The following is a 26,237-nucleotide window of genomic DNA, read 5'->3' as shown; positions in this document are numbered from 1 at the left end:
TTTATTATCAAAGGGTCTAATGAGAGATTGGTCTACTTTTTAAACAAGATACTAGTAATTAGAATGTTAGTAGGAATAGCAGCCACACATCTCCTATTTCACAGTACAACCTAAAAAGTTAACGCTCAAAAAAAGAACATTATTTCATAAGCTTTTAGCTACAGGGTGCGAAATAGCGTTATTTGACGAGCAGAACAGAAAAAATCAATACAAACAAAAATCCCCAGCAATGCGCGATCACATCACTGGGGATTTTTTCATCAATATAAAATCTAAGTCAGCTTAAGTTACTTTTTATCCGACTTTTCCTTATACATTTCTTCAATTTCATCTTGGTATTTGTCATTGATGACTTTACGACGAAGTTTTTGAGTTGGCGTTAACTCACCATCATCCATAGAGAAAGCTCTTGGTAACAATTTAAACTTCTTCACTTGTTCAAACTTTGCCAACTCTTTTTGAAGATCGTTCACACGCTTCTCAAGCATTTCGACCACCTGGTGGTGCTTAATCAACTCAACGCGATCGTGATATTTGATATTCAGCTCTTTCGCGTACTCTTCTAGCGAATCATAACAAGGCACGATAAGCGCAGAAACAAACTTACGAGTATCCGCAATGACTGCGATTTGCTCGATAAAGTGGTCTTTACCAATCGCACCTTCAATCATTTGTGGAGCGATGTATTTACCACCTGAAGTTTTCATCAACTCTTTGATACGGTCGGTGATGAACAAGTTGCCATTTTCATCAATGTAACCAGCGTCGCCCGTTTTTAGGAAACCGTGCTCATCAAAGGTCTTTTCCGTCTCTTCTGGCATTTTGTAATAGCCACGCATCACCATTGGACCACGAACCAGAATCTCGTTGTTTTCGCCGATCTTAACCTGTGCGCCAGGCATCGACATACCAATAGAGTCGGGGTTAAAACATTTATCATCCCAACACGATACTGTCGCCGTGGTTTCAGTCATGCCGTAGCCCAACTTAACGTTGATACCAATCGCATGGAAGAATCGACCGATGGTTTCATCCAGCTTTGCACCACCACAAGGCATAAAGTTGATTTGCCCGCCAAGTAGCGCACGCAGTTTGCTCAGAACCAACTTATCCGCCAAAGCGTATGACTTACGCAGCAAGAGCGATGGCTGACGTTTTTCTTGATGACAAGCGGCCATTTTTGCGCCCATGTTGACTGCCCAAGTAAACATGATCTTACGATGAATCGGCGCGCGAGACACTTTCTCATGAATCGCAGAGAAGATCTTCTCATAGAAACGCGGTACGGCACACATCACGGTAGGTCGCACCTGGCTCAGTGCATCACGTACTTGCATGGTGTCTTGCAAATAGCAGTTGGTCGCCCCTTTGTACAATACATAAAAGGTCCAAGCGCGCTCAAATACGTGTGACAACGGAAGGAAACATAATGACACGTCACTTTGAGAAAGGCTCAAGCGCTGATCGTGCCCTTCCAATTGCGCCGCAATGTTTGCGTAGTCCAACATAACGCCTTTTGGCTGCCCTGTTGTACCCGAGGTGTAGATCAGCGTGAGTAGATCATCTTCTTTTACCTGATCTAAACGCGCATCCAATTCAACTTGATATGTAGTGTCGCCTTTGGCAACAAATGCTTGCCAAGAGATAACGAAATCATGATCGCCAAGTTCTATATCATCAGACATCGCAACAATGAGCTCTAACTGTTCGCACTGGTCGAAAATGCTCACGGCTGCATCAAATTGAGGCTGTTCACCAACAAACAGAACTTTGACGTCTGCATTGTTAATGATGTACGCCGACTGAGCGGCAGTATTGGTTGGGTAAATAGGTACTGTCACGCTGCGTAATTGCAGTGCTGCGATATCAGCGATCGTCCATTGCGGCATGTTGTTCGAGAAAATGCCGATCTTATCTTGGACTCCTAATCCCTGAGCCAAAAGTGCAAGTGATAAAGCATCAACTTGCTGACCAAATTGCGTCCACGTAATACCTTGCCACTCCTCACCCACTTTATGCTTGAGTGCAACGCGTGTACCACCGTTCGCAATTTGTTCACGAATACGTTTAACGATATGAAAATCTAACTTGGCCATTCTTTTACTTACCTTTTGGCTTACAGGCGTAAGCTAATTGAGCGAACAAGTGTACTCACGGCTTGCTAAAACGCAACTGACCAGTATCAAACTTATCACTAATAAGAGACAACTATCACTTATACGTCGCGAACGTACCTAAAATTGCTGAATGATTACTCTATTTAACTTACTGTTTAGATTGTTTATTACGAAAACAAAAAGCCCCGAGAGACAAAAATCGCTCGGGGACCAATGAATTGTAAAAATTGATGATTACCAATATGGTCTAATCGAGAAGACCAAACGTCATCTTATTTTGCGGCAACGACTTCACCACAAGTGATCATCAGTTGATCGCGTAGCCAAATGTGGCCTTTATCTTTTTCACTTGATTCATGCCAGCTTAAGAATCCGCTGATTTCTTTGTTCGCAAATGGGAAATCAAGAATTTGCAGTTGATCGCTGTTTACCGCATTTTCCGCCATCCAACGTGGTGCAATAGTCACAAGCTCAGATTGACCCACCACGTATAGTAGGTTGCTTAAACTAGAACCTTCATACGCCGCTTGGCAATCCAGTTCACGGTACGCTTGCTCTGAGAAACTACGTTGGCCATGCACTTTCGATAACTTCGCATGCTTTTCGTTAAGCAGTTGCTCAGCCGTCACACCACCTTGAATGCGTGGGTGGGTTTTTGATGCGATAACCACTAATTCATCTTTGAAGATTTCAGTACTTGAGAAACCTTGCTCATCAAAACGAGCGTAGTCGATCACGAAATCAATTTCTTGGTAGCGCATACGCTCAGACAACAAACGGTCAAATTCTGCATCTAGATGAAGCTGAACGTTTGGTGCTTGTTGATTCACTTTTGCCATGATCTTCGGAGCAAAACGCATGTCACAAGGGCTGCAAATCGCAAGCTTGAATAAGCGAGTCGAAGATTCTGGCTGGAATACGGAGCTAGGAAGTTCATTGCGAATCAGCTGCAGTGCTTGGCGAATAGGACCAAACAGTTGACGTGCTCGTTGCGTAGGCTGAATACCACGGCCTTGGCGCATGAATAGCTCGTCGTTAAACATCACTTTTAAGCGTGCCACGGCGTTACTTACCGCCGGTTGAGACATGCCTAGGTTATGTGCTGCACGAGTAATATTTTGCTCTTGCATTACAGCATCAAATACTGTCAGTAGGTTTAAATCTACACCACGCAAAGTGCTTTCCATACGGTAGCTAGCAATTGCGCTCATCGCGTCTTTCTTCTCTAACATTGAGTGCGCCTCTTTTGTAATCGTCAACTTTGTTCATTAAATTCATAACGAATAGAATCCCATCTCGCACAAAAGACGGCGGCTGGATTCGAATCATTTTACGAATAGATAACCTAACTTTTTATTATATTTATCGTCCGGATACTTCCGGCTCGAACTGTACTATCAACTAATCGATTGCGGTTTCGCAACCAGATTGATATTTAATCAGTAAATTTTAGCCAATTAGGTATTTATTTGTTAAATAACAAAGGCTTGATAAAAACATAAAAAACTATAAAACACGTAAAAATGCATTCTTTGAGGACGTATTTAGCAAATTGATAGGACAGGCGGTCAACACAAGCATGCATTTAGCTCAGTTATTAGTTGAAATAAGAACAACAGATGACAGCTATATCTCTGATTGAATTTTGCACTTATCAGTCAAATTATCAGCAAATACACACTGAATAGAAATGAGAGAGGAAGAATAAAAATGCAGCCTTCCAAACAGAAAGGCTGCAACAAAATCGTGTCAAAAATGGAAGGAACAATGTACTTAGAACAACGTACTTAAATGTTCGACACGTAACTTGGAAAATCAACCTGCTCCCACAGTTGTCTGGATAACTCTGCTTTTGAATCCCATGCACCTTGCAGTACCCAATGAACAATAGCCTGAGCAACATCTGGGTATTTCACACTTTCGGCTTGTTGCTCCTTTAGCCACTGGCGTACTGCGGAAATGTCTAAGCTCTCCATCGACATCGCAAGCCCTAAACCTTCTAAGGTCGCAACATTGCTCTGCTGCTCGAATTGACCCGCGAGTGGCTTTAGTAACAATTTTTTCCCCAAAGACAAGGCTTCTGAAGGAAGCTCAAACCCACCATTAGCAATGACACCACTACAGCGATGCAAATGATGTTGGAAGTTGCTGTGGCATAAAGGGCGCAGTTCTATGTTTTCTACCTGCTCACATTCGATCACATCCGGGTGATAACAGATAAACGCTTGTTGATTAAAGTGGAACAATAAGTCCGAGATATCTTCAATCGATTCGAACGGTAGATACACCAACACGAAGTCGTCGTTTTCTGCTTGGCTATCGACGGTATGCACTATCGGCGGTAACAAAGGTTGATCAAAATGATGCCAATGCAAACCAAGGTGGTGTTGAGAAGGCGCAAAGTATTCAATGACGGATTTATCTAACCAACTTGCTCCCTTTAGTGGCACCGGATAACGAAAAGCATTTTGGTGGCTGATACCAATAGAAGGTTTATTTTGTTGTCTCGCTGCCCACGCTGTCACAGGTTCGAAATCATTAATGATAAGATCGTAGGACGACAGATCGAGTTGCTTAACTTCTTTGAAAAACTGCACCAAATTGTTATTCAATGCTGTTTTCGCGTAGTTTACAGAGCCTTTTTCGGTAATAAAGGTGAAGCCTCGGCGAGTCTGGTAATCGCCAAATGCTTCCATTGAAAAATATTTTTCCGGCGCTCGCCCAGAAAACAAAAAGTCGACCTCAACATCGTGCTCTTTAAACGCATGACTCATCGCCCTTGCGCGTGCAATATGTCCGTTTCCTGTCCCTTGAACACCGTACAAGATTTTCATCAATTAGCCTCCCAACATCGCAATCGCTAATCCACCACAAAGACTGCCAAGCAGTGCACCAATGATGACATCGGTAAAAAAGTGCACACCCAATAAGATTCGCGCGGTTCCGATTAAACTTGCCCAAAAGAATGCAGCAACGCCTAGGCTCGGATAGAAATGGTCAATCAGCGTCGCCATGACAAACGCAGCGGCAGTGTGTCCTGAAGGAAGACTATAGCGATCAGAGGGGGTAATAAAAGCAGGAAGGAGTGCACTAAGCTCTTCAGGACGACGACGCTTAAAACTATTTTTCAGCGTCCAATAAATTGGTAGCTCGATAGCAAAAGCAAGTAAACCCGCCAGTAAAAACCAGACTCCTTGCTCCTTATCTAAATACCAAGCTAATAAACCCAACACCAAGTAAAGGTGCCCGTCACCACTGTGGGAGACTCCTTTGCTGATATTGGCGACTTGTTGATTAAAACGGTGCTTAAGACAAACACTAGAGAGCGCTAAATCAAACTTAGCAATGGTTGCAATTGGCTGTGTAATTGTCTCTATGGTTCGCATGTGACCTTTCCTTACTTTGACAACGCCTTTGTGTGAAAAGTAGGAGGTTTAGGTGACAACAGCATGACGGGAGTTTGGACAATTAATGACAAAGGCCAAATTAAGGTGTGCCCAACAATTTATCTATTGGGCATAACCATAAAAATAGAACATTAAGAAGGGTTTGATGGTTGCGGTTGAGGGGTGTCTATATACCAGACTTTTCTCTTCTTGCGGCAGGCGCGCAAAGAGCCCGTCGTCATGTCGCCATCTTTTGTAAGCTCATAGCTCAGTGAGCGGCAAGTATAGTTTCCCGACAGTTCATGCTCTATACTCGTTTGCTCCGTTTTACTCGAGTTAGGCTCTAGTAGAGGGTTAGGCTGAGTAGATAAAATGTCACGATTTATCACATTGCTGCGCGCATAATCCTTATGGACATAACCTTTTATCACTCCTTTCTGTTCAACGAGAAACCAAGGTTGATCAACCACTTTTGCTAGCACATTAAAGACTTCCCCTTTCGATAATACGCCAAGCTTTGCCCCTTCAAGACTCGGTTTGGAGCGTAGGTTTAATGTGGTCTTAGAGCGGTAAGAAACATCCATAAACTCTACTGGGTTTGAAGTATCGACACCTTCAGTGGTTGGTCGGAAAACTTCCGCTTGCTGTTTCTCACTAGGTTGAACGCGGATCTTCCACCAAGAATACGTTTCCGGATCTTTACCTTTAAACTTATTTCGGCTGTCAGACTCAAGGGCAACAAGCATCTGATTCAAGAACGATTCGCGTCCCTCATAACTCAAAAATCGATCCATTTGATCATTGATAACCATGACGCTCTGCGAGTGATCATTCATAACAACGGGGGAAGCCACTTCCACATAGGTCTGCGATTGAAACAGCTGACAACCCGACAAGCTGACCAGAGTAAATACTATGGCTGAACGTCCAAATTGTTTTGTTAACCTCATTCTTTCCCTAACCCTTATTTCTTTTACCTAGTGCAACTGCACTACTATAAATGGTCATTCAAAACTTTTGCCAAACAATTCGGACCTTTGTGTGACAAGTCGCAATCCCGATGCTTGTTTTGGTAATGAAACGTCGCAAACTTGATGAGAACTTACTTCTTCTAGCACGTTTCTATCGCATCATGTCGTTTCACTTAGTGCATCATTTTTTTCAAGCAAACGAAAAGACTCATCCGATATGAATAAAAAATCGACTTTAGGGTTGACGCGCTTCATGGAGTGCGGTACTAATTTGTTAACTTAATTTTGTGGAAAGCTTAACAACTATGTCAGCTCATTTTTCTATCCTGCTTAGCCTCCTCCTGATCGTGACCAGTTCGCGCGGGTAGGCTGTGGAAGAAAAATAACCACACCAATTTCTAAGAACCCGCATGAGAATGCGGGTTTTTTTATATCTAAATACTGGAAGTAAACGATTCACTTGCGCAAAAGTGCAGAAATCAGGAAGGAAGCAAACATGAACGATCAGGTCATTATATTCGACACCACATTGCGTGATGGCGAGCAAGCGTTGTCAGCAAGCTTGACGGTTAAAGAAAAACTGCAGATTGCCTATGCGCTGGAAAGACTCGGCGTTGATGTTATCGAAGCTGGCTTCCCAATCTCTTCACCAGGTGATTTCGAGTCTGTACAAACCATCGCAAAAAACATAAAAAACAGTCGAGTTTGTGCCCTTTCGCGTGCCGTTGCGAAAGACATTGATGCTGCCGCTGAAGCATTAAAAGTGGCTGACCAATTCCGTATTCACACGTTTTTAGCCACTTCCACCATTCACGTAGAAGACAAACTACGCCGCAGCTACGACGATGTACTAGAAATGGCAGTCAACGCCGTTAAACATGCACGTAACTACACTGATGATGTCGAGTTTTCTTGTGAAGATGCTGGTCGTACTCCAATCGACAACCTATGTCGCATGGTAGAAGCCGCCATCAATGCAGGTGCGAGTACAATCAACATTCCAGATACCGTTGGCTACACCGTACCAAGTGAGTTTGGTGGGATTATTGAAACCCTATTTAACCGCGTTCCGAACATTGATAAAGCGATCATCTCCGTTCACTGTCACGACGATTTGGGGATGTCAGTTGCCAACTCTATTGCCGCCGTTCAAGCTGGCGCACGTCAGATAGAAGGCACGATCAATGGCATTGGAGAGCGAGCGGGTAACTGTTCACTTGAAGAGATCGCAATGATCATCAAGACTCGTCAAGAGTTTTTGGGCGTTCACACTGGCATTAAGCATGATGAAATTCACCGCACCAGTAAGTTGGTTAGCCAGCTATGCAATATGCCTATTCAAAGCAACAAAGCAATTGTGGGTGCAAATGCGTTTAGCCACTCTTCAGGCATCCACCAAGATGGCATGTTGAAGAATAAGAATACCTACGAAATCATGACCCCTGAGTCTATTGGCCTAAAAAACCAAGCTCTGAACCTAACCAGCCGCAGCGGTCGCGCTGCCGTGAAGAGCCATATGGATACCATGGGTTACAACGAAGACGAGTACAACCTAGACGCGCTGTATGCGGATTTCTTGAAACTTGCTGATCGCAAAGGCCAAGTGTTCGATTACGACCTAGAAGCCCTAATGCACTTCTCGAACTTGCGTGAAGAAGATGACTTCTACAAATTGAGCTACCTAAGCGTGCAGTCTGGCAGCGTAATGGCTACCACCAGCATCAAAATGCAATGCGGTGATGAAGAAATGTGTGAAGCAGCGGTCGGTAATGGCCCAGTTGATGCGCTATACCAATGTATCTACCGCGTGACAGGCTACGACATCGTTCTGGATAAATTCGACCTAACCGCGAAAGGTGAAGGTGAAGATGGTTTGGGTCAAGCAGACATCATTGCCAACTACAAAGGTCGCAAATACCACGGTACGGGTGTTTCCACCGACATCGTTGAGGCTTCCGGCCAAGCATTATTGCACGTTATTAACAGCATTCATCGTGCAGATAAAATCGAAGAAATGAAGCAGAAAAAGATTGCGACTGTGTAATAACAACCGGGCTACACGGCTCAGGAAAGAACACGCTCGTTGAAATAATTAAGCTCAAAATTAGAAAACTTAAAGGATTAACATGACAGACAAATCGTACAAAATTGCCGTCCTACCCGGTGACGGCATTGGCCCGGAAGTAATGGCGCAGGCACATAAAGTATTGGATGCAATCGAAAAGAAACATGGTATTGCGTTTGAGCGTGACGAGCATGATGTAGGTGGTATCGCGATCGACAATCACGGTTGCCCACTTCCAGAGAGCACAATAAAAGCATGTGAAGAGTCTGATGCAGTCCTATTCGGCTCGGTTGGCGGCCCTAAGTGGGAGCACTTACCACCAAATGACCAACCTGAACGCGGTGCCCTACTGCCACTACGCAAACACTTCCAACTGTTCTGTAACTTACGTCCAGCGCAAATTCACTCAGGTCTTGAAGCTTTCTCACCGCTACGTGCAGACATCTCGGGTCGCGGCTTTGACATCGTGGTAGTCCGTGAACTGACGGGTGGTATCTACTTCGGCCAACCGAAAGGTCGTGAAGGTGAAGGCGCAACAGAAAAAGCATTTGATACTGAGGTGTACCACCGCTTTGAGATCGAACGTATTGCAAAAATCGCTTTTGAATCTGCTCGTCTACGTCGCAAGAAAGTGTGCTCTATCGACAAAGCGAACGTTCTACAAAGCTCTATCTTATGGCGTGAAGTAGTCGAAGAAATCGCAAAAGACTACCCAGATGTCGAGTTGTCACATATGTACATTGATAACGCGACTATGCAGCTTATCAAAGACCCTGCTCAGTTCGACGTAATGCTGTGTTCAAACATCTTCGGCGACATCATTTCTGATGAATGCGCGATGATCACAGGCTCTATGGGTATGTTGCCATCAGCAAGTCTAAACGAAAGCAAATTCGGTCTGTACGAGCCAGCAGGCGGCAGTGCACCAGATATCGCAGGTAAGAACATCGCTAACCCTGTGGCACAAATCCTATCTGCTGCACTGATGCTGCGTTATAGCCTAGGTGAAGAAACGGCGGCGCAAGACATTGAAGCCGCAGTATCAAAAGCACTTTCAGCTGGGGAGCTAACGGGCGATCTTGCTGGTGACAACCCTGCGCTTACAACATCTGAGATGGGCGATAAGATCGCTGAGTACATCTTAAACTCGTAATACAGAACAGATTCATAATAAATACTAAATCCTCTATCCACCAATGACTTACCTCTAAGTCATTGGTGCTAAAACAAAGCAACAAGGATAACGAGGAAAGGAAGCAAACAATGGGCAAAACACTATACGAAAAAGTCTACGACGCACACGTTGCCGTCGCAGCAGAAGGGGAAAACCCAATCTTGTACATCGACCGTCACTTGGTACATGAAGTGACGTCTCCGCAAGCATTTGACGGCTTGCGTGAAAAAGGTCGTAAGGTGCGTCAGGTCAGCAAAACTTTTGCCACCATGGACCACAACGTTTCAACAACCACCAAAGACATCAACGCATCCGGTGAGATGGCTCGTATCCAGATGGAAACGCTATCGAAAAACTGTGAAGAGTTTGGTGTTACGCTTTACGACATTAACCATAAATATCAAGGTATTGTGCACGTTATGGGCCCAGAGCTTGGTATTACCCTACCGGGCATGACCATTGTTTGTGGTGACTCGCACACTGCTACACACGGTGCGTTCGGCTCGCTAGCTTTTGGTATTGGAACATCAGAAGTTGAGCACGTATTAGCAACTCAAACGCTAAAACAAGCGCGCGCTAAAACGATGAAGATCGAAGTGAAAGGCAAAGTGGCTCCGGGTATCACGGCGAAAGACATTGTGCTAGCCATCATCGGTGAAACGACAGCAGCAGGCGGTACAGGCTACGTAGTTGAATTCTGTGGTGAAGCGATCACTGACCTTTCAATGGAAGGCCGCATGACCGTATGTAACATGGCGATAGAGCTAGGTGCGAAAGCCGGTTTGATTGCGCCAGATGAAACCACGTTCGAATACATCAAAGGCCGTAAATTCTCACCTCAAGGTGCCGACTTTGATGCAGCAGTAGAATACTGGAAGACATTAAAAACTGACGATGATGCTCAGTTTGATGCAGTCGTGACACTAAACGCAGCAGACATTAAACCACAAGTCACTTGGGGTACTAACCCAGGCCAAGTGATCGCAGTAGATCAACCTATCCCAGCACCAGAAAGCTTTGCCGACCCAGTAGAAAAAGCATCGGCAGAAAAAGCATTGGCTTACATGGGCCTAGAGGCAGGCAAGTCATTGTCTGATTACAACGTCGATAAAGTCTTCGTTGGTTCTTGTACTAACTCACGTATCGAAGACATGCGCGCAGCCGCTGAAGTAGCGAAAGGTCGCAAAGTCGCGCCTCACGTTCAAGCGCTAATCGTTCCTGGCTCTGAGCAAGTAAAAGCGCAAGCAGAAGCGGAAGGCTTGGACGTTATCTTTAAAGAAGCGGGCTTTGAGTGGCGCCTGCCAGGTTGCTCGATGTGTCTAGCAATGAACAATGACCGTTTGGGTCCACATGAACGTTGTGCGTCTACTTCAAACCGTAACTTTGAAGGCCGCCAAGGTCGTGATGGCCGTACCCACCTAGTGAGCCCTGCGATGGCAGCGGCGGCAGCAATTGCTGGTCACTTTGTAGATATTCGTGAACTAGACTAAGGAGCAAACAAATGTCAGGCTTTAAACAACACACAGGCTTAGTTGTTCCTCTAGATGCAGCGAACGTTGATACTGATGCCATCATTCCAAAGCAGTTCCTACAAAAGGTCTCCCGCCTAGGGTTTGGTAAGCACCTATTCCATGACTGGCGCTTCCTAGACGATGCTGGCGAACAGCCAAATCCAGAGTTCGTGATGAACGCACCTCGCTACCAAGGCGCGTCTATCTTGCTGGCTCGTGAGAACTTCGGCTGTGGCTCATCTCGTGAGCACGCACCGTGGGCACTGGCGGATTACGGCATCAAAGCGATGATCGCTCCAAGCTTTGCCGATATTTTTTACGGCAACTCGATCAACAACCAAATGGTACCAGTTCGCTTGACTGAGCAAGAAGTGGATGAAATCTTCCATTTTGTTGAGGCGAATGAAGGCGCAGAAGTGGAAGTAGACCTAGAAGCGAATGTGGTTCGCGCCAACGGCAAAGAGTACAGCTTTGAAATCGATTCGTTCCGTCGTCATTGCTTGCTAAACGGTTTGGACAACATTGGTCTAACCCTTCAGCACGAAGATAAGATTGCCGAGTACGAAGCGAATATTCCGAGCTTCTTGCGTTAAGACGCGTTAGTAAATACACAAATCAAGGGCTGGCAATTGTCGGCCCTTTTAATTATTTAGACAACTGATTTTATATCGCTTTGCTTACGGAATACCGAACGCCTCTGTTGAAATTCGTCATCCTGAACAGCGACGAAGGAGTGTGATTCAGGAGCGACTGCCAGAGCGCACTGTGCAGATTCATACTGTCTTTACTCAAGATTTTGTGGGTATTAGATTCCTGATATCGCTTATGCTCCTCAGAATGACGGCGAATAAAGGCCACTGATTACTGAAAGAAAACAAGCACTAAACTGGTCTACACTATCAACAATATCTCATTCAAAGGTATCTCTATGAAGCGTCTGTTATTGCTGTTGTGTGCTCTGGTTTCTTTCTCGACATTTTCCGCTCCAAAATCCGACTTATGGCTATATTGGAAACAATCGAATCAAGCCAACCAAGCCCAAATTTCTCATCAAGAATGGCAACAACTACTCGATACTTATTTAGTTGAACAAGGCGAGAATACCTTGTTTCGTTATAGCCAAGTCTCCTCTGCCGATAAAACTAAGCTGAAACAATACATCCAGCGTTTGGCAAAACTAGACCCTCTACAATACAGCCAAGCAGAGCAATATGCCTATTGGGTAAACCTTTACAACGCCATCACGGTAGATCTTATTTTGGATAACTATCCAGTCGAATCAATCACCAAGCTAGGTGGTTTATTTAGCTTTGGTCCTTGGGGAGACGATGTGGTCGTGGTCAACGGGAAGGATCTAACTTTAAACGATATTGAACATCGAATTTTGCGTCCAATTTGGAATGACCCAAGAACACATTACGCGGTTAACTGTGCCAGCCTAGGATGCCCTAATCTGCAGTCTCAAGCATTCACTGCTGACAACACGCAAGCTCTACTGGATAGTGCCGCCAAAACATTTATCAACAGCAGCAAAGGCGTATCTATCCAAGGTAACACGGCACAGCTGTCTTCTATTTATGATTGGTTTGCAACGGACTTTGGTGGAGAAAAACAAATCTTCAAACACATCGCAAAGTACGCACCGCAATACAAAAACTTCTCTGGCAAAGTGAAATACGAATACGATTGGGACTTGAATCAAGCCAACTAAACTGGGGGATGTGAGGTCAATTAGCATTAGGGACATAATAGGCCAAAAGCTAAAGACACCGGCAACTCAAAGACTAAGACATGAAAAAAAAGGGCACTGAGTGCCCTTTTTTACATCCAAATGTTTGATAGAAAACGTCCGACTACTTAAAGCCTTTAACCTTCTTAATAAGATCGTAAGCGTTTTGAATCTCTTGAGATTTCTCTTTCGCGACGTTCATCATCTCTGGTGGTAAGCCTTTAGCCATCAATTTGTCCGGGTGATGCTCGTTCATCAGTTTACGATAAGCACGCTTAACGGTTTTACTGTCTGCATCTGAAGACACATCCAGAATTTTGTACGCGTCGGCCAACTGATCCGCTTGTGAAGCTTGTTGCCAGCTACCACCTGAAGATTGGCCTTGATGCTGACCATGAAAACCGCCCTGGCTTTGGAAACGAAATGCGGCTTCTTGCATTTGCAAACGACGCTCTAATTGCTCAGAAGAGAAACCCAAACCACGTGCAATCTTGTGTAGTACATTTCGTTCACTCGGGTGGATCGAGCCATCTGCAAAGGCCGCCGAGATTTGCAGCTCTAAGAAAAATTGCAACAAGTCAAAGCGACCAGCTGTCGAAATTTTCACACGAACAAGAACATCTTCTAACGGAAAGTCGCTGTCTTTACCTTCACGAAACGCGTCTTGCGCTGCGCGACGCTGTTCGCCATGCAAATTCATGCGGTCCATCATGGCTGAAGCCAGTTGGATTTCCTCTTTGGTGACTTGGCCTTTCGCTTTTGCCACATGTCCCATTACCGCAAACGCCGCTTTAAAAAACTCTTCTTGGCGTTGAGCTTGACTTGGCCCTTTTCCAAAGCCGCCAGTAGAGAACCCGGCTTGACTCAAGCGACGTGCTTTATCGAATTGATGGCCAATAAATAAGCCAAAGAGTAAACCTAGCGGCCCGCCAAGTAACAAGCCAAAAAAGGCACCCAGAATTTTGCCAAAAATATGCATTATGTGTTCTCTATCAATGAATTTTTATCGACGACGGCGGTCTTATAGTGCCGGATGCAACGATTTCCTTTATGATAATGGAATTAGTTTTATTTCGGCTAGGCCATTTCGCCTGCTTATCTTTGCAGCTATTTTGTCGTCATTATGCCACAGTGAATCAATACGCTGGGATAAATGCGACTATAGTTGATTCATTTGGCTATTACGCTAGGGTACAACAAGCCCTATAGCCATCGAGTAGTAGTGACACAGGAAAGTTCAATTCAATGCAACATTTCTCCCGCACATTTTTAGCGGCCTCTATCAGCACCGCCTTGTTTGTACCCACCACTCAAGCTGAAGCGAATATCCATGATAGTGTGCAGGAAATGCCCGCCACAGATCAATGTTTGGTCGATACAAGTGGCGAGGAGGACGCTCTTAATACCCCAGTAGTGGTAGAAGCTGACACCCTGCAAGCCATCAATGGTGACAAAGCTCAGTACTCAGGTAATGTACAAGTCACCCAAGGCCAGAAGAAAATTACCGCAGATAGCGTAACGCTGCACCAACAAGACAACGTCGTGGTTGCCGAAGGCAACGTGACTTTCAATGACGGCCAAGTCAAAGCTCGATCTGATCGTGTTACTAACGACATTAATCAAGATACGTTTTCACTTGAGAACACCGATTATCAGTTCCTTTGCCAACAAGGCCGAGGCACTGCAGCCTATATCGCTCGCACAGGTCAGTCGGTTTATGAACTCGAAGACGGCTCTATCACATCGTGCCCTCAAGGCGATAATTCATGGCGATTGGTTGCGTCAGGCATCGATGTTGACCAAGATGAAGAGACAGCGACGCTGCACCACCCTCGATTTGAAGTGTTAGATGTGCCTGTTTTCTATGTGCCGTATCTAACCATGCCAATTGGAGATACGCGCAAAACGGGTTTCCTCTTCCCTTCTTTATCGTACGGTTCTAGTGATGGTATGGAAGTCGAGGTGCCATTCTATTGGAACATCGCGCCTCAATATGACATGACACTCACCACGCTCTATATGCAGCAACGTGGTACAAAACTCGATACTGACTTCCGCTACCTAACAGATGGTTGGGGAAATGGAGAAATCAAAGGCGAATACCTCAATAGTGATCGCAAATATCAGGACGAGTCTCGTTGGGGCTACCAAGTTAAACACGACGGTATCATCAATAAACAGTGGATAGTCAAAGTCGATTACTCAAAAGTGAGTGATATTGATTACTTCCTCGATCTCGACTCCGACATTGGTAACCGTGAAGATGGTCAACTGGTTCAAGAAGGACAAGTACAATATCGTTCTGACTTCTGGGATGCCTCGTTAACCGTTCGTGACTTCCAAATCTTATTGAAAGAAGAGAACCGCCCTTATCGCCTGCTTCCTCAGTTAGACTTGAACTACTACACGCCGTTGTGGGGAGATTACCTTAACTTTGACGTGAAGAGCCAAGTCAGCCGCTTCGATACGAGCGATGCTGCGCGACCAAATGCGACCCGTGTTCACATTGAACCAGGGCTTACATTACCACTCTCAAACTCATGGGCAACGTGGACAACAGAAGCGCGTGTGCTCTCTACGTATTACTCTCAAGACTTAACGGGTTTGACAGATGTAAACTTGCAAAACCAGTTGGATGATGAAGTTTCTCGTGTTATTCCTGAGTTCCGTACGCATGCGCAACTTTACTTAGAGCGAGATACAAGCTGGATCAAGGGCTACACACAAACACTGGAGCCTCAGCTGCAGTACTTGTACGTACCTGAAGAAGATCAAACCAACATCTACAACTACGATACCACCTTGCTACAAACCGACTACTACGGGCTATTCCGCAGTCGTAAGTACAGTGGTATTGATAAAATCGCCTCGGCGAACCAGTTAAGCTACGGTGCGAGTACTCGCTTCTTTGATGATGACTATAAAGAGCGTCTTAACGTTTCATTTGGTCAGATTTACTACTTCGATAAAAAGACCAAACTGAGCAACAGCCCAAATCTTCCGGATGAGACAACCAATTACTCATCATGGGCAATTGAAGCTGATTTCAACTACAACGATTACTTGTTCTATCACGGTGGAATTCAATACGATATTGATTTGAGCTCCATGCAGTTGGCAAACAGTACCTTGGAATACCAATTCAACGGCGGCTTTATTCAGGGTAACTATCGCTACGTTACGCGTGAATACATCGAAGATACGATCATTCTCGAAAACCTAGACACAATTACTCGTAAAGGTATTTCTCAAGCAGGTATTGTAGCGGCCTACGAGTTCAACCCGAACTGGTCTGCGAGTGGTCAATACTACTACGACCTCAATGAAAATGCGGACCTAGAATGGTTAGCGAGCCTACGTTACCAATCTGACTGTTGGTACATTGGCGTCACTTACTCAAACCAATTGCTTGGTTGGGAAGACCAAGCTATCGGCAGCACCGGAGCATCACCTGAATACGAAAATAACTTCAGCGTTAACTTCGGTATTCAAGGCTTTGCGACCAACCAGCGTGAAGACACTGCTGTCAAAGAACTGGATGGTTCTGACAACGCGATTAAGTACGGCCGCCCATTCTATCTGAACAATTAATCAAAATAGGCGTCTTAAATGAATAAGACGCCTATTCAAAAATACTGACGGAATTTTAAATGAAAATTTGGAAATCAATCTTATTCACGACCCTACTCTCTTGCGGAGCGGTTGCAGCACCAGTAGAGATCGATAAGGTTGCGGTCATCGTGAACGACGGTGTAGTTCTACAAAGCGACATCGAAACAGCGATGAAAACGCTGCAAGCCAACGCACGTCAAAGTGGAAAGAGCTTACCTTCTACCAGCGTATTAAAAGAACAAGTTGTTGAAAAACTTATTATTGACACGTTGCAAGGCCAAGAAGCAGACCGTATTGGTGTGCGTATTGACGACAACCGTTTAAACCAAGCGATTGCAGAGATCGCACGTAATAATGAGCAAACAGTAGAACAACTCGCCGCTTCTGTAGAAAGTGAAGGTTTAAGTTACTCAGAATTCCGCGAACAAATTCGTAAGGAAATCGCCGCATCAGAAGCTCGCAATGCACTGGTTCGTCGCCGTATTAATATCCTTCCAGCAGAGGTCGATAGCCTTGCTGAACAACTATCACAAGAAACCAATGCGACTGTTCAATACAAAATTGGACACATTCAACTGCGCTTCTCTGACGATAAAGAAAAATCTGCTGTAGAAGCAGAAGCTAAAGTGCTCGCGAAAAAGCTAAACGAAGGTGCAGATTTTACGGAGATGGCCTACACCTACTCTAAAGGACCTAAAGCTTTACAAGGTGGTGATTGGGGCTGGATGCGTAAAGAAGAGATGCCAACCATCTTTGCTGATCAGATCAAGATGCAAAACAAAGGCAGCATTATTGGTCCTTTCCGTAGTGGCGTTGGTTTCCACATCCTAAAAATAGAGGATGTAAAAGGCCTAGAAACGGTTGCGGTAACGGAAGTAAATGCGCGTCATATTTTGATTAAACCAACCGTGATTCTGAGCGACGAAGGGGCGAAGAAGCAACTGAATGAATTTGTACGCCGCATCAAAGCCGGTGAAGCAACGTTCGCTCAATTGGCAACACAATACAGTCAAGATCCTGGCTCGGCAGCACAAGACGGTGAACTAGGTTATCAAACACCAGATCTTTACGTGCCAGAATTCAAGCACCAAGTAGAAACTCTGCCAGTTGGCTCAATCAGCGAACCGTTCAAAACCGTTCACGGCTGGCATATCGTTGAAGTGTTGGATCGTCGCCAAGTTGACCGTACTGACTCAGCGATGAAGAACAAAGCTTACCGTATTCTATTTAACCGTAAATTTAATGAAGAAGCGGGCGCATGGATGCAAGAGCTACGCGCAAGTGCGTTTGTTGAAATCGTGGATGACAACAATGACAACTAATACAATTCGTAGAATTGTCGTAACCGCAGGGGAACCTGCGGGTATCGGCCCAGACTTAGTGCTTGCCCTATCGAAAGAAGATTGGGCGCACCAAATTGTCGTCTGTGCCGATAAGAATATGCTGACGGAGCGAGCCAAGCAGCTTGGCATCGAAGTCCAACTGTCTGATTACAATCCAGAAGAAGCACCTAAAGCACAAAAAGCGGGCACGCTTATCGTTGACCATATCCAAATATCGGAACCTGCGGTCGCAGGCGAGCTCAATGAAGCGAATGGCCACTATGTACTAAAAACGCTAGAAAGAGCGGCTTTAGGCTGTATGAATGATGAATTTGATGCTATTGTCACCGGCCCTGTTCATAAGGGGGTGATTAATCGCGCAGGTGTTGCATTCAGTGGTCATACTGAATTTTTCGCCGAGAAGTCACAAACGCCGCTAGTCGTAATGATGCTAGCAACGGAAGGACTACGCGTGGCGCTGGTTACAACACATATTCCTTTAGCTTATGTGTCCAAAGCTGTCACCGAAGAGCGATTAGAAAAAATCATCGATATTCTTCATAAAGACCTTGTAGAAAAGTTTGCTATCGCACAACCAAACATCTACGTTTGCGGGCTTAACCCTCATGCTGGCGAAGATGGCTGCTTAGGTCGTGAAGAGATCGAAACCATCACTCCGACACTGGAAAAAATTCGACAAGAAAAAGGTATCAACCTGATCGGCCCTCTGCCGGCTGATACCATTTTCAATGAAAAATATTTAAATGATGCTGATGCTGTTTTAGGCATGTACCATGATCAAGTGTTGCCAGTATTAAAATACAAAGGCTTTGGTCGTTCAGTAAACATTACTCTTGGTCTACCTTTTATTAGAACATCGGTGGACCACGGTACTGCATTAGATCTGGCAGGGACAGGTCAAGCGGATACAGGGAGTTTCCGAACAGCGCTCACGCATGCGATAGATTTGGTAGAGAAGAAACAATGAGAAATGATGTCCATTTAGGACACAAAGCGCGTAAACGTTTTGGTCAAAACTTCCTGAACGATCCATACATTATTGATGGAATCGTATCAGCGATTAACCCAAAACCAGGTCAAAACCTGGTTGAAATCGGTCCTGGTCTTGGAGCAATTACTGAGCCAGTAGGTCGTGAAGTAGATAAGTTCACAGTTATCGAATTAGACCGCGATCTGGCGGAACGCCTACGTACTCACCCTGAACTGGCAGATAAGTTGACCATCCATGAGGGTGACGCTATGCGTTTTGACTTCACTCAACTAGTGAAGCCAAACAACAAGCTGCGCATTTTTGGTAACTTGCCGTACAACATCTCTACACCATTGATGTTCCACCTTTTTGAGTTCCATAAAGACATTCAAGACATGCACTTTATGTTGCAAAAAGAAGTGGTAAACCGCTTAGCCGCCGGCCCTGGCAGCAAAGCTTACGGCCGTTTAACGGTAATGGCTCAGTACTACTGTAAAGTGGTACCGGTACTGGAAGTACCGCCAACGGCATTCGTTCCACCACCGAAAGTGGATTCTGCCGTTGTTCGTTTAGTGCCTTACGAAGAGCTGCCATGCCCGGCGAAAGATCTGCGTTTGCTCGATCGCGTTTGTCGTGAAGGCTTTAACCAACGTCGTAAAACAGTTCGTAACTGCTACAAATCGTTGTTAAGCACAGAAGTACTAGAAGAGCTAGGTGTTAATCCAAGCATGCGTCCAGAGAACCTGACGCTAGAACAATTCGTCGCAATGGCGAACTGGCTTGCGGATAACCCGCAGCACTAAGAACTCAAACAATAAGCCAAACCCTTGTAGGTTTGGCTTATTATTATTGGGATATTACGTTTCTGAGGAGTGCACATGGACGTCATTCAACCTTGCATCAAAATTCAAGTTCACACCAAATACATCGAAGAACAGTCCAACCCAGAGCTACAACGCTACGTTTTCGCTTATATCATCACCATCAAAAACCTTAGCCAACAAACCGTACAGTTAGTGAGCCGCCGCTGGCTAATCACAGACTCGAATGGCAAGCAAATGACGGTTGAAGGTGACGGAGTGGTAGGCCAGCAGCCCTTTATTCCAAGCAATGATGAATACACGTACAGTAGCGGAACCGCGTTAGAAACCCCTGTCGGCGTTATGCAAGGACACTACAAAATGCTGGATGAGAAAGGGCAAGAGTTCATCACCGAAATCGAACCATTTCGCTTGGCTGTTCCAAATGTTTTAAATTAGTAAATTGGAGATTCAGTGGCTACCTATATTGTTGGTGACATCCAAGGCTGTTTTGATGAATTGCAGCGATTACTAGAAAAAGTATCTTTCTCTGCGAAAAAAGACCAACTTTGGCTTGCTGGTGATTTGGTCGCCAGAGGGCCTAAATCACTAGAAACGTTACGCTTTGTGAAGTCACTTGGCGCAAGCGCAATCGTGGTGCTTGGTAATCACGACCTTCACCTTCTCGCAGTGGCTCACGGGATAAAAAAGGTCAAAGACAAAGATAGAACCGCACCTATTTTCACGGCCCCTGACAAAGAGGAACTACTGACATGGCTAGCTCAGCAACCTCTAATGGCCGAGCATGACGAGTTCGTGATGTGTCACGCTGGCATATCACCGCAGTGGAATCTAAAAACAGCGAGAAAGTGTGCCCGTGAAGTTGAGCGCATCATCCAAAGCGAAAAGCTCCCTTGGCTATTAAAAAACATGTACAGCAATCAACCTGATTCCTGGGATGACTCTCTACAGGGTTTGGAGCGATACCGTTATATTATCAATGCTTTTACGCGGATGCGCTTTTGTTTCCCTGATGGTCGTTTGGATATGGATTGTAAATTGCCACCGCAACAAGTTTCCGGTAACGAACTTATTCCATGGTTTGATGTGCCTAAACGTATCCACTTAAACAAAGCGGTGCTCTTTGGGCACTGGGCTGCACTACAAGGCTATATGAACAACGAAGTCATCGGGCTAGATACTGGCTGCGTTTGGGGCGGAAGCCTGACCATGATCCGTTGGGAAGATAAGAAAATTTTTACTCAGGATGCACTACATTAATAATGAGCCCTTTAGATAAACAAAAGCACCGCATTCGCGGTGCTTTTTTGTTATATCCGATGACTTTTCTGACTATTGCTTTTCTAACACCGTAAAACGCATGTTGTAGGCGTTCTTCTCATCGGCTTGATACATTTCTGAGTAAGTTTCCTTAAACTCGTCTCCCCAATCTGGGAACTGAGTATCACCATCAATGGCCGCTTCAATGTGTGTTACATACAGTTTATTGGCCATAGGCAGACAAGATGCGTAAATCGCACCACCACCAATGATCATCACTTCTTCCACGTCACCAGCCACGTCCAAAGCTTGCTCAATCGATGTTACGGTAGTGACACCTTCGATCTTTAGTGTCTCATCACGGCTAATAACAATATTCAAGCGACCAGGTAAAGGGCGACCAATAGACTCATAGGTTTTGCGTCCCATCACAACCGGTTTTCCCATGGTACAACGCTTAAACCAAGCGAAATCGGCGGGAAGATGCCAAGGCATTTGATTGTCTTTGCCAATGATGCGATTGTCGGCCATCGCGGCAATCATACTAATGATCATGTTAGGTCCTTATACAATTGGTCTGCGGCGATAGAATAACAGCCCCGGAACCGCAAGACCAACTGCTAAACCTGCAATAATAAACATGGCCTTAAGAAAGTTTTCCATACAGGTTGCGACAAGCTCGGGTGAGTAGCCAACATGATTGATTTCTACCATAGCGATCATTGCTTTGTACGCAAACACACCCGGCACCATCGGGATCAAAGCAGCCACAGTAAACACTTTTGGATGCGCGAGAAAACGGTGAGACCAGTACACACCAATCATCCCAACTAACGTCGCGGCAAAAAAGGTTGCCCACTCAATAGGAATGCCAAACTGCATCATCAAGTAGCGGCTACCATGACCAATCGCACCACCAACAGCGCAATACACTAAAGCTCTTTGTGGCACGTTAAAAACCAATGCAAATCCTACGGCGGGAATCGCCGCAAAAAACATGTCATTCAAAAGGCCAAACATCAAATCAAATAAACTCATTAGATTGCCCACCCCCAAATTCCAGTTACACTCATCGCAGCAACGATCCCCAAACATGTCGCCAACGTTAGTAAACTAGCCATCACAAATCGAGCAATGCCCATATTAATGTGGCCTTTCAACATATCTGCGACAGAGTTAATGAGTGGGAAACCAGGTACAAGCATTAATACCGACGATGCCATTGCTACGGTAGGTAGATTACCGATTTGGTAAATTTCCGCCTGTGCTGAAATTAAGGTAGTCACAAAAGCGGTCGCAGCAAAGTTCAATAGAGGGTTGAAATGACGATGACCAATTTCTTGGCGAACGATCATGCCACCAGCTGAAGCTAAAAAGGTCATGATGAATACTCCCCAATCACCACCAGCTAGATGACTGAATGCCGCACAAGACAAGCCAATCATAAACACCACCAACCAGCGGTTATAACGCTCTGGACTGATAGCGTTCAGCTTTTTCTGCGCCATGGTTGAATCGAGCAAACCACGTTCCATCATGATACAGATTCGTTGAATTTGCGTAATAACGCGCATATTGATGCCACGATCAGCGCAGCTTCGGGTGGTGGTGATGCAATGCCCATCCATTACCGTCGTCACAACCAATGCATTAGCTGATAGTGCTACCGCAACTTCATTCACCCCACAAGCAAGGCCAATACGACGCATAATATCGCTCACAAGAGTACTTTCAGCACCATGAGCAAGTAGCATTTGTCCGGCTTGGGCGACAAGACGAGAAATCGATCGTTGAGTAGATACCGCCAACTCTCTAGGCGGTATGGTTTCTAGAGTCATAAATAAGTCTAATTCCTTTTAGGGTGTTACTCATTCATACGCGCGAGGGCCAAACTAACCCTCAAAAAAAACACGACGTATCAGTTATTGTGCCGTAAATCACATCACCTAAATATGATTTAGATACAAAAAAAGCCGCAATAAATAATTGCGGCTTAATGAATTATAGGCAAACAGGCATTGTTTGACCGTTCTGATTAGTCACGAACGTAGACAACGTGACCGTCATCTTCTTCATCGTCCCAGTCATCCCAATCGTCGTCGTCATCTTCAGTGATAACGTCTTTACCCGCCATCGCATCTTTATGGTAATCATCCCACATGAAGTTAACTTTATCTTCTTCAGCCACTTCTTCCTCTTCGCGAGGTAGGTTATCCATAAAGTCAGCCAGTTTGTAACAAAGCTCTTTAGTACCGTTACGATTGATCGCCGAGATCTTAAAGTACTCGTCTTCCCAACCTAGTGCGTCTAAGATTTCTTGGATCTTCTCATTCGCTTCTTCTTCAGGCATTAGATCAACTTTGTTGAACACTAACCAGCGCGGCTTACTTGCCAGTTTCTCGCTGTATTGTTCTAGTTCATCAATAATCGTCAATGCATTTTGCACCGGATCGGACTGATCAATTGGCATTATATCGATCATGTGCAGCAACACTCGACAACGCTCTAAGTGCTTCAAGAATCGAATACCAAGGCCAGCGCCATCTGCTGCACCCTCGATCAAACCAGGGATGTCTGCAACAACAAAGCTTTTCTCTGGTACGACACTTACAACACCCAAGCTTGGGATCAAAGTCGTGAATGGGTAATCAGCGACTTTCGGTTTTGCTGCTGATACTGCGCGGATAAAGGTTGATTTACCGGCATTAGGTAGACCAAGCATACCCACATCAGCAAGAAGCAATAGCTCAAGGCGAATTTCGCGTACTTCACCTTTTGTACCCAATGTTCTCTGACGAGGCGCGCGGTTTACTGAAGATTTGAAACGCGTGTTACCTAGACCGTGCCAACCGCCTTTTGCGATCATCACTTTCTTACCGTGTTCAGCAACTTCCGCCACGATTTCATTTGTGTGGATATCCACAGCGCGCGTACCCACAGGTACACGAAGAACGATGTCTTTACCACGCTTACCTGTACAGTTACCACCGCGACCGTTTTCACCACGCTCAGCTTCGTAGAAGCGCTGGAAACGGTAATCAATCAGGGTATTTAGGTTTTCATCGGCTTGGATATAAACATCACCACCGTCACCGCCATCACCGCCATCAGGGCCACCTTTAGTGATGAATTTTTCACGCCAGAAACTGACAACGCCACTACCGCCATCACCAGCCTGAACTTTTACTACCGCTTCATCTACGAACTTCATCTTTTACTCCGACTACTTCGTGCGTGGATTAAATCTTACTATGTCATCCGACAATTTTAGCAGATGACAGATCTAAGCTCCCAGATTCAAATCGCTTAGGATCTTAGCGAGAAACTTCGATATGTCGACTGCCACAAATAAAAAACCCCGCCGATTCGGCAGGGCTTTTGAATTCAGCTTAAAGCTATTAAGTAATTTGGTTAAAAACCTAATTACTCAGCTTCGATGCTTACAAACTTACGGTTCTTAGGACCTTTCACTTCGAACTTCACTTTACCTTCAGTAAGAGCGAATAGAGTGTGGTCTTTACCGATACCTACGTTGTTACCAGCGTGGAACTTAGTACCACGTTGACGAACGATGATGTTACCTGCAAGTACAGATTCACCACCGAAACGCTTAACACCTAGACGTTTGCTTTCTGAATCGCGGCCGTTACGAGTAGAACCACCAGCTTTTTTGTGTGCCATTGTTAAACTCTCCTAATAGATTAAGCGTTGATACCAGTGATCTTCACTTCAGTGAACCACTGACGGTGACCCTGTTGCTTACGAGAGTGCTTACGACGACGGAACTTAACGATTTTAACTTTATCGCCACGACCGTGTTGCACAACTTCAGCAACAATTTTGCCGCCCTCTACAAGAGGAGCACCAACTTTGATGTCTTCGCCGTTAGCAACAAGAAGAACTTTATCAAATTCTACAGTTGCACCAGTTTCAACGTCTAATTTCTCTAAACGAAGAGTTTGACCTTCGCTTACACGGTGTTGTTTACCACCAGATTGGAAAACAGCGTACATATTTTACTCCGCTTTTTCCGCACAGCCTTTCTTGAGGGTGTGCGCTAAACTAATCATCAATAGGGCGCAGATTCTACAGAATAGATGCTCCTATGACAAGCCATATTTTGAAAAAATTGGCGAAAAGCTAATCGCCAAAGAAAAGTGCGGCAATCATGCCCTTTAGTAATGTATTAATCAACGTTTTTTAGTGTATTATTCGACAATTATATAAATCGAATAAGCCTTGCAGGGTCTAACTTCAGCCGGATATACGATGGATTTTAAAACTATCCAAGCGCTTACTGCCGATGACATGGCAAAAGTGAATGAAACAATTCAAGCCCAACTTAATTCTGATGTCTCTTTAATCAACCAGCTCGGTTTTTATATCGTGAGTGGTGGAGGCAAACGTCTAAGACCGCTTTTAGCGATACTGTCAGCCCGTGCACTTGGTTACCAAGGCAATGGTCATACAATGGCAGCTGCGTTTATTGAGTTCATCCATACAGCGACTTTGCTGCATGATGACGTGGTAGATGAATCAGACATGCGCCGTGGTAAAGCCACTGCGAATGCAGCATTTGGCAATGCGGCTAGCGTATTAGTTGGGGACTTTATCTATACACGCTCATTTCAGATGATGACGGAACTAGGATCCATGAAGATCCTTAAACTAATGAGCAATGCCGTAAACGTGATCGCCGAAGGTGAAGTACAGCAGTTGATGAACTGTAACGACCCTGACACGACAGAAGAAAGCTACATGCAAGTCATCTACTCTAAGACTGCGCGCTTATTTGAATCCGCAACTCAAATCGGTGCAATCTTAAATGATGCTCCTGAGCATGTGGAAATCGCAATGCAAAATTACGGTAAGTATCTAGGCACTGCGTTTCAGCTCATTGATGACGTCATGGATTACACTTCTGATGGCGAAGACATGGGTAAAAATGTGGGTGATGACTTGGCCGAAGGCAAGCCAACTTTACCTCTACTCCATGCTATGCGTAATACCACACCAGAAAACGCCATCATGATTCGTGAAGCGATTGAGAAAGCGAATGGCATGGATCGCTTAGAAGAAATTCTTGCGGTCATGAAAGAAGCAGGCTCTCTGGAATACACAACGCAAAAAGCTCTAGAAGAAGCAGACAAAGCAATCGCAGAACTATCAGTGTTGCCAGAGTCTGAATACAAACAAGCGCTTGTTACTCTGGCTCATGTCGCAGTACAACGCACGAAGTAATCAATAGCTACCCATAACGCAAGACTTATAGCAAAAA

General features: G+C 45.0%; 24 protein-coding genes. 12 read left to right on the top strand and 12 right to left on the bottom strand.

Features of this window, described 5'->3' with window-relative positions:
* Window positions 1-287: 287 nt before the first annotated feature.
* The 5 genes from R8N47_RS10665 to R8N47_RS10645 all read right to left on the bottom strand — a co-directional run bounded on the left by R8N47_RS10665 (window position 288) and on the right by R8N47_RS10645 (window position 6,453).
* Complete coding sequence (locus R8N47_RS10665; RefSeq protein WP_213913675.1) at window positions 288-2,096, bottom strand: AMP-dependent synthetase/ligase; 1,809 nt, start codon at window positions 2,094-2,096, stop codon at window positions 288-290.
* Window positions 2,097-2,389: 293 nt separating this feature from the next.
* Window positions 2,390-3,349, bottom strand: a complete 960-nt coding sequence (gene calR / locus R8N47_RS10660; protein WP_005379693.1) for a LysR family transcriptional regulator CalR — start codon at window positions 3,347-3,349, stop codon at window positions 2,390-2,392.
* A 555-nt stretch (window positions 3,350-3,904) separates the two neighbouring features.
* Complete coding sequence (locus R8N47_RS10655; protein WP_213913678.1) at window positions 3,905-4,951, bottom strand: MJ1255/VC2487 family glycosyltransferase; 1,047 nt, start codon at window positions 4,949-4,951, stop codon at window positions 3,905-3,907.
* A 3-nt stretch (window positions 4,952-4,954) separates the two neighbouring features.
* Window positions 4,955-5,503 (bottom strand): phosphatase PAP2 family protein, encoded by a 549-nt coding sequence (locus R8N47_RS10650; protein WP_005379690.1) that lies wholly within the window; start codon window positions 5,501-5,503, stop codon window positions 4,955-4,957.
* Between the two features lie 152 nt (window positions 5,504-5,655).
* Window positions 5,656-6,453: an SH3 domain-containing protein gene (locus R8N47_RS10645; RefSeq protein WP_054574255.1), complete on the bottom strand. Its 798-nt coding sequence runs from the start codon at window positions 6,451-6,453 to the stop codon at window positions 5,656-5,658.
* Window positions 6,454-6,970: 517 nt separating this feature from the next.
* Between R8N47_RS10645 and leuA the strand changes: the two genes are divergently transcribed.
* The 5 genes from leuA (at window position 6,971) to R8N47_RS10620 (ending at window position 12,935) form a co-directional block, all read left to right on the top strand.
* Window positions 6,971-8,518, top strand: a complete 1,548-nt coding sequence (leuA, locus tag R8N47_RS10640) for a 2-isopropylmalate synthase (RefSeq protein WP_005379685.1) — start codon at window positions 6,971-6,973, stop codon at window positions 8,516-8,518.
* 82 nt (window positions 8,519-8,600) lie between these two features.
* Window positions 8,601-9,692, top strand: coding sequence for a 3-isopropylmalate dehydrogenase (leuB, locus tag R8N47_RS10635; protein ID WP_042522421.1), 1,092 nt, complete (start codon window positions 8,601-8,603; stop codon window positions 9,690-9,692).
* Window positions 9,693-9,802: 110 nt separating this feature from the next.
* Window positions 9,803-11,203, top strand: a complete 1,401-nt coding sequence (gene leuC, locus R8N47_RS10630; protein WP_005379681.1) for a 3-isopropylmalate dehydratase large subunit — start codon at window positions 9,803-9,805, stop codon at window positions 11,201-11,203.
* 11 nt (window positions 11,204-11,214) lie between these two features.
* Window positions 11,215-11,817: a 3-isopropylmalate dehydratase small subunit gene (gene leuD / locus R8N47_RS10625; protein ID WP_042522424.1), complete on the top strand. Its 603-nt coding sequence runs from the start codon at window positions 11,215-11,217 to the stop codon at window positions 11,815-11,817.
* A 335-nt stretch (window positions 11,818-12,152) separates the two neighbouring features.
* Complete coding sequence (locus tag R8N47_RS10620) at window positions 12,153-12,935, top strand: DUF547 domain-containing protein (RefSeq protein WP_318070328.1); 783 nt, start codon at window positions 12,153-12,155, stop codon at window positions 12,933-12,935.
* Window positions 12,936-13,077: 142 nt separating this feature from the next.
* On the opposite strand, the gene djlA is transcribed toward R8N47_RS10620, so the two are convergent.
* On the bottom strand, window positions 13,078-13,932 hold the full coding sequence (gene djlA / locus R8N47_RS10615; protein WP_005383076.1) for a co-chaperone DjlA: 855 nt from the start codon (window positions 13,930-13,932) through the stop codon (window positions 13,078-13,080).
* 266 nt (window positions 13,933-14,198) lie between these two features.
* Here djlA and lptD point away from each other — a divergent pair, with 266 nt between their 5' ends.
* From lptD to apaH, 6 genes are all read left to right on the top strand, one after another.
* Window positions 14,199-16,544 carry an LPS assembly protein LptD gene (lptD, locus tag R8N47_RS10610; protein WP_005379673.1) on the top strand — a complete coding sequence of 782 codons (2,346 nt, stop codon included), beginning with the start codon at window positions 14,199-14,201 and terminating at the stop codon, window positions 16,542-16,544.
* A gap of 59 nt (window positions 16,545-16,603) precedes the next feature.
* Window positions 16,604-17,887 (top strand): peptidylprolyl isomerase SurA, encoded by a 1,284-nt coding sequence (gene surA / locus R8N47_RS10605; RefSeq protein ID WP_054700982.1) that lies wholly within the window; start codon window positions 16,604-16,606, stop codon window positions 17,885-17,887.
* Window positions 17,877-18,875, top strand: a complete 999-nt coding sequence (pdxA, locus tag R8N47_RS10600; RefSeq protein ID WP_005383085.1) for a 4-hydroxythreonine-4-phosphate dehydrogenase PdxA — start codon at window positions 17,877-17,879, stop codon at window positions 18,873-18,875. The genes surA and pdxA overlap by 11 nt, the downstream gene beginning before the upstream one ends.
* Entirely contained in the window at window positions 18,872-19,681 is an 810-nt protein-coding gene (gene rsmA, locus R8N47_RS10595; protein ID WP_005379669.1) for a 16S rRNA (adenine(1518)-N(6)/adenine(1519)-N(6))-dimethyltransferase RsmA, read from the top strand. Before pdxA ends, rsmA begins: the two co-directional genes overlap by 4 nt.
* A gap of 75 nt (window positions 19,682-19,756) precedes the next feature.
* Window positions 19,757-20,137 carry a Co2+/Mg2+ efflux protein ApaG gene (apaG, locus tag R8N47_RS10590; RefSeq protein WP_005379668.1) on the top strand — a complete coding sequence of 127 codons (381 nt, stop codon included), beginning with the start codon at window positions 19,757-19,759 and terminating at the stop codon, window positions 20,135-20,137.
* Between the two features lie 15 nt (window positions 20,138-20,152).
* Window positions 20,153-20,959, top strand: a complete 807-nt coding sequence (gene apaH, locus R8N47_RS10585; RefSeq protein WP_064376674.1) for a bis(5'-nucleosyl)-tetraphosphatase (symmetrical) ApaH — start codon at window positions 20,153-20,155, stop codon at window positions 20,957-20,959.
* Window positions 20,960-21,031: 72 nt separating this feature from the next.
* Here the strand turns inward: apaH and folA are convergent, their stop codons facing one another.
* The 6 genes from folA to rplU form a co-directional block, all read right to left on the bottom strand.
* Window positions 21,032-21,514, bottom strand: coding sequence for a type 3 dihydrofolate reductase (gene folA / locus R8N47_RS10580; protein ID WP_064376673.1), 483 nt, complete (start codon window positions 21,512-21,514; stop codon window positions 21,032-21,034).
* Window positions 21,515-21,523: 9 nt separating this feature from the next.
* Window positions 21,524-21,997 carry a threonine/serine exporter family protein gene (locus R8N47_RS10575; RefSeq protein WP_005379665.1) on the bottom strand — a complete coding sequence of 158 codons (474 nt, stop codon included), beginning with the start codon at window positions 21,995-21,997 and terminating at the stop codon, window positions 21,524-21,526.
* Window positions 21,997-22,797 carry a threonine/serine exporter family protein gene (locus tag R8N47_RS10570; RefSeq protein WP_005379664.1) on the bottom strand — a complete coding sequence of 267 codons (801 nt, stop codon included), beginning with the start codon at window positions 22,795-22,797 and terminating at the stop codon, window positions 21,997-21,999. Before R8N47_RS10570 ends, R8N47_RS10575 begins: the two co-directional genes overlap by 1 nt.
* Before the next feature lie 197 nt (window positions 22,798-22,994).
* Window positions 22,995-24,170, bottom strand: a complete 1,176-nt coding sequence (gene cgtA, locus R8N47_RS10565) for an Obg family GTPase CgtA (protein WP_005383091.1) — start codon at window positions 24,168-24,170, stop codon at window positions 22,995-22,997.
* 212 nt (window positions 24,171-24,382) lie between these two features.
* Window positions 24,383-24,640, bottom strand: a complete 258-nt coding sequence (gene rpmA / locus R8N47_RS10560; protein WP_005383095.1) for a 50S ribosomal protein L27 — start codon at window positions 24,638-24,640, stop codon at window positions 24,383-24,385.
* 20 nt (window positions 24,641-24,660) lie between these two features.
* The gene (rplU, locus tag R8N47_RS10555) at window positions 24,661-24,972 is read right to left on the bottom strand and encodes a 50S ribosomal protein L21 (protein ID WP_005383096.1); all 312 of its coding nucleotides are present in this window, start codon (window positions 24,970-24,972) and stop codon (window positions 24,661-24,663) included.
* Between the two features lie 256 nt (window positions 24,973-25,228).
* On the opposite strand from rplU, the gene ispB reads away from it, so the two are divergent.
* Window positions 25,229-26,200 (top strand): octaprenyl diphosphate synthase, encoded by a 972-nt coding sequence (gene ispB / locus R8N47_RS10550; protein WP_005383097.1) that lies wholly within the window; start codon window positions 25,229-25,231, stop codon window positions 26,198-26,200.
* The last annotated feature ends 37 nt before the right edge of the window (window positions 26,201-26,237 follow it).

The sequence above is a fragment of the Vibrio sp. 2132-1 genome (assembly GCF_033344315.1).
Note: the sequence above shows the minus strand (reverse complement) of the source record. Positions and strands in the feature narration are given on the sequence as shown.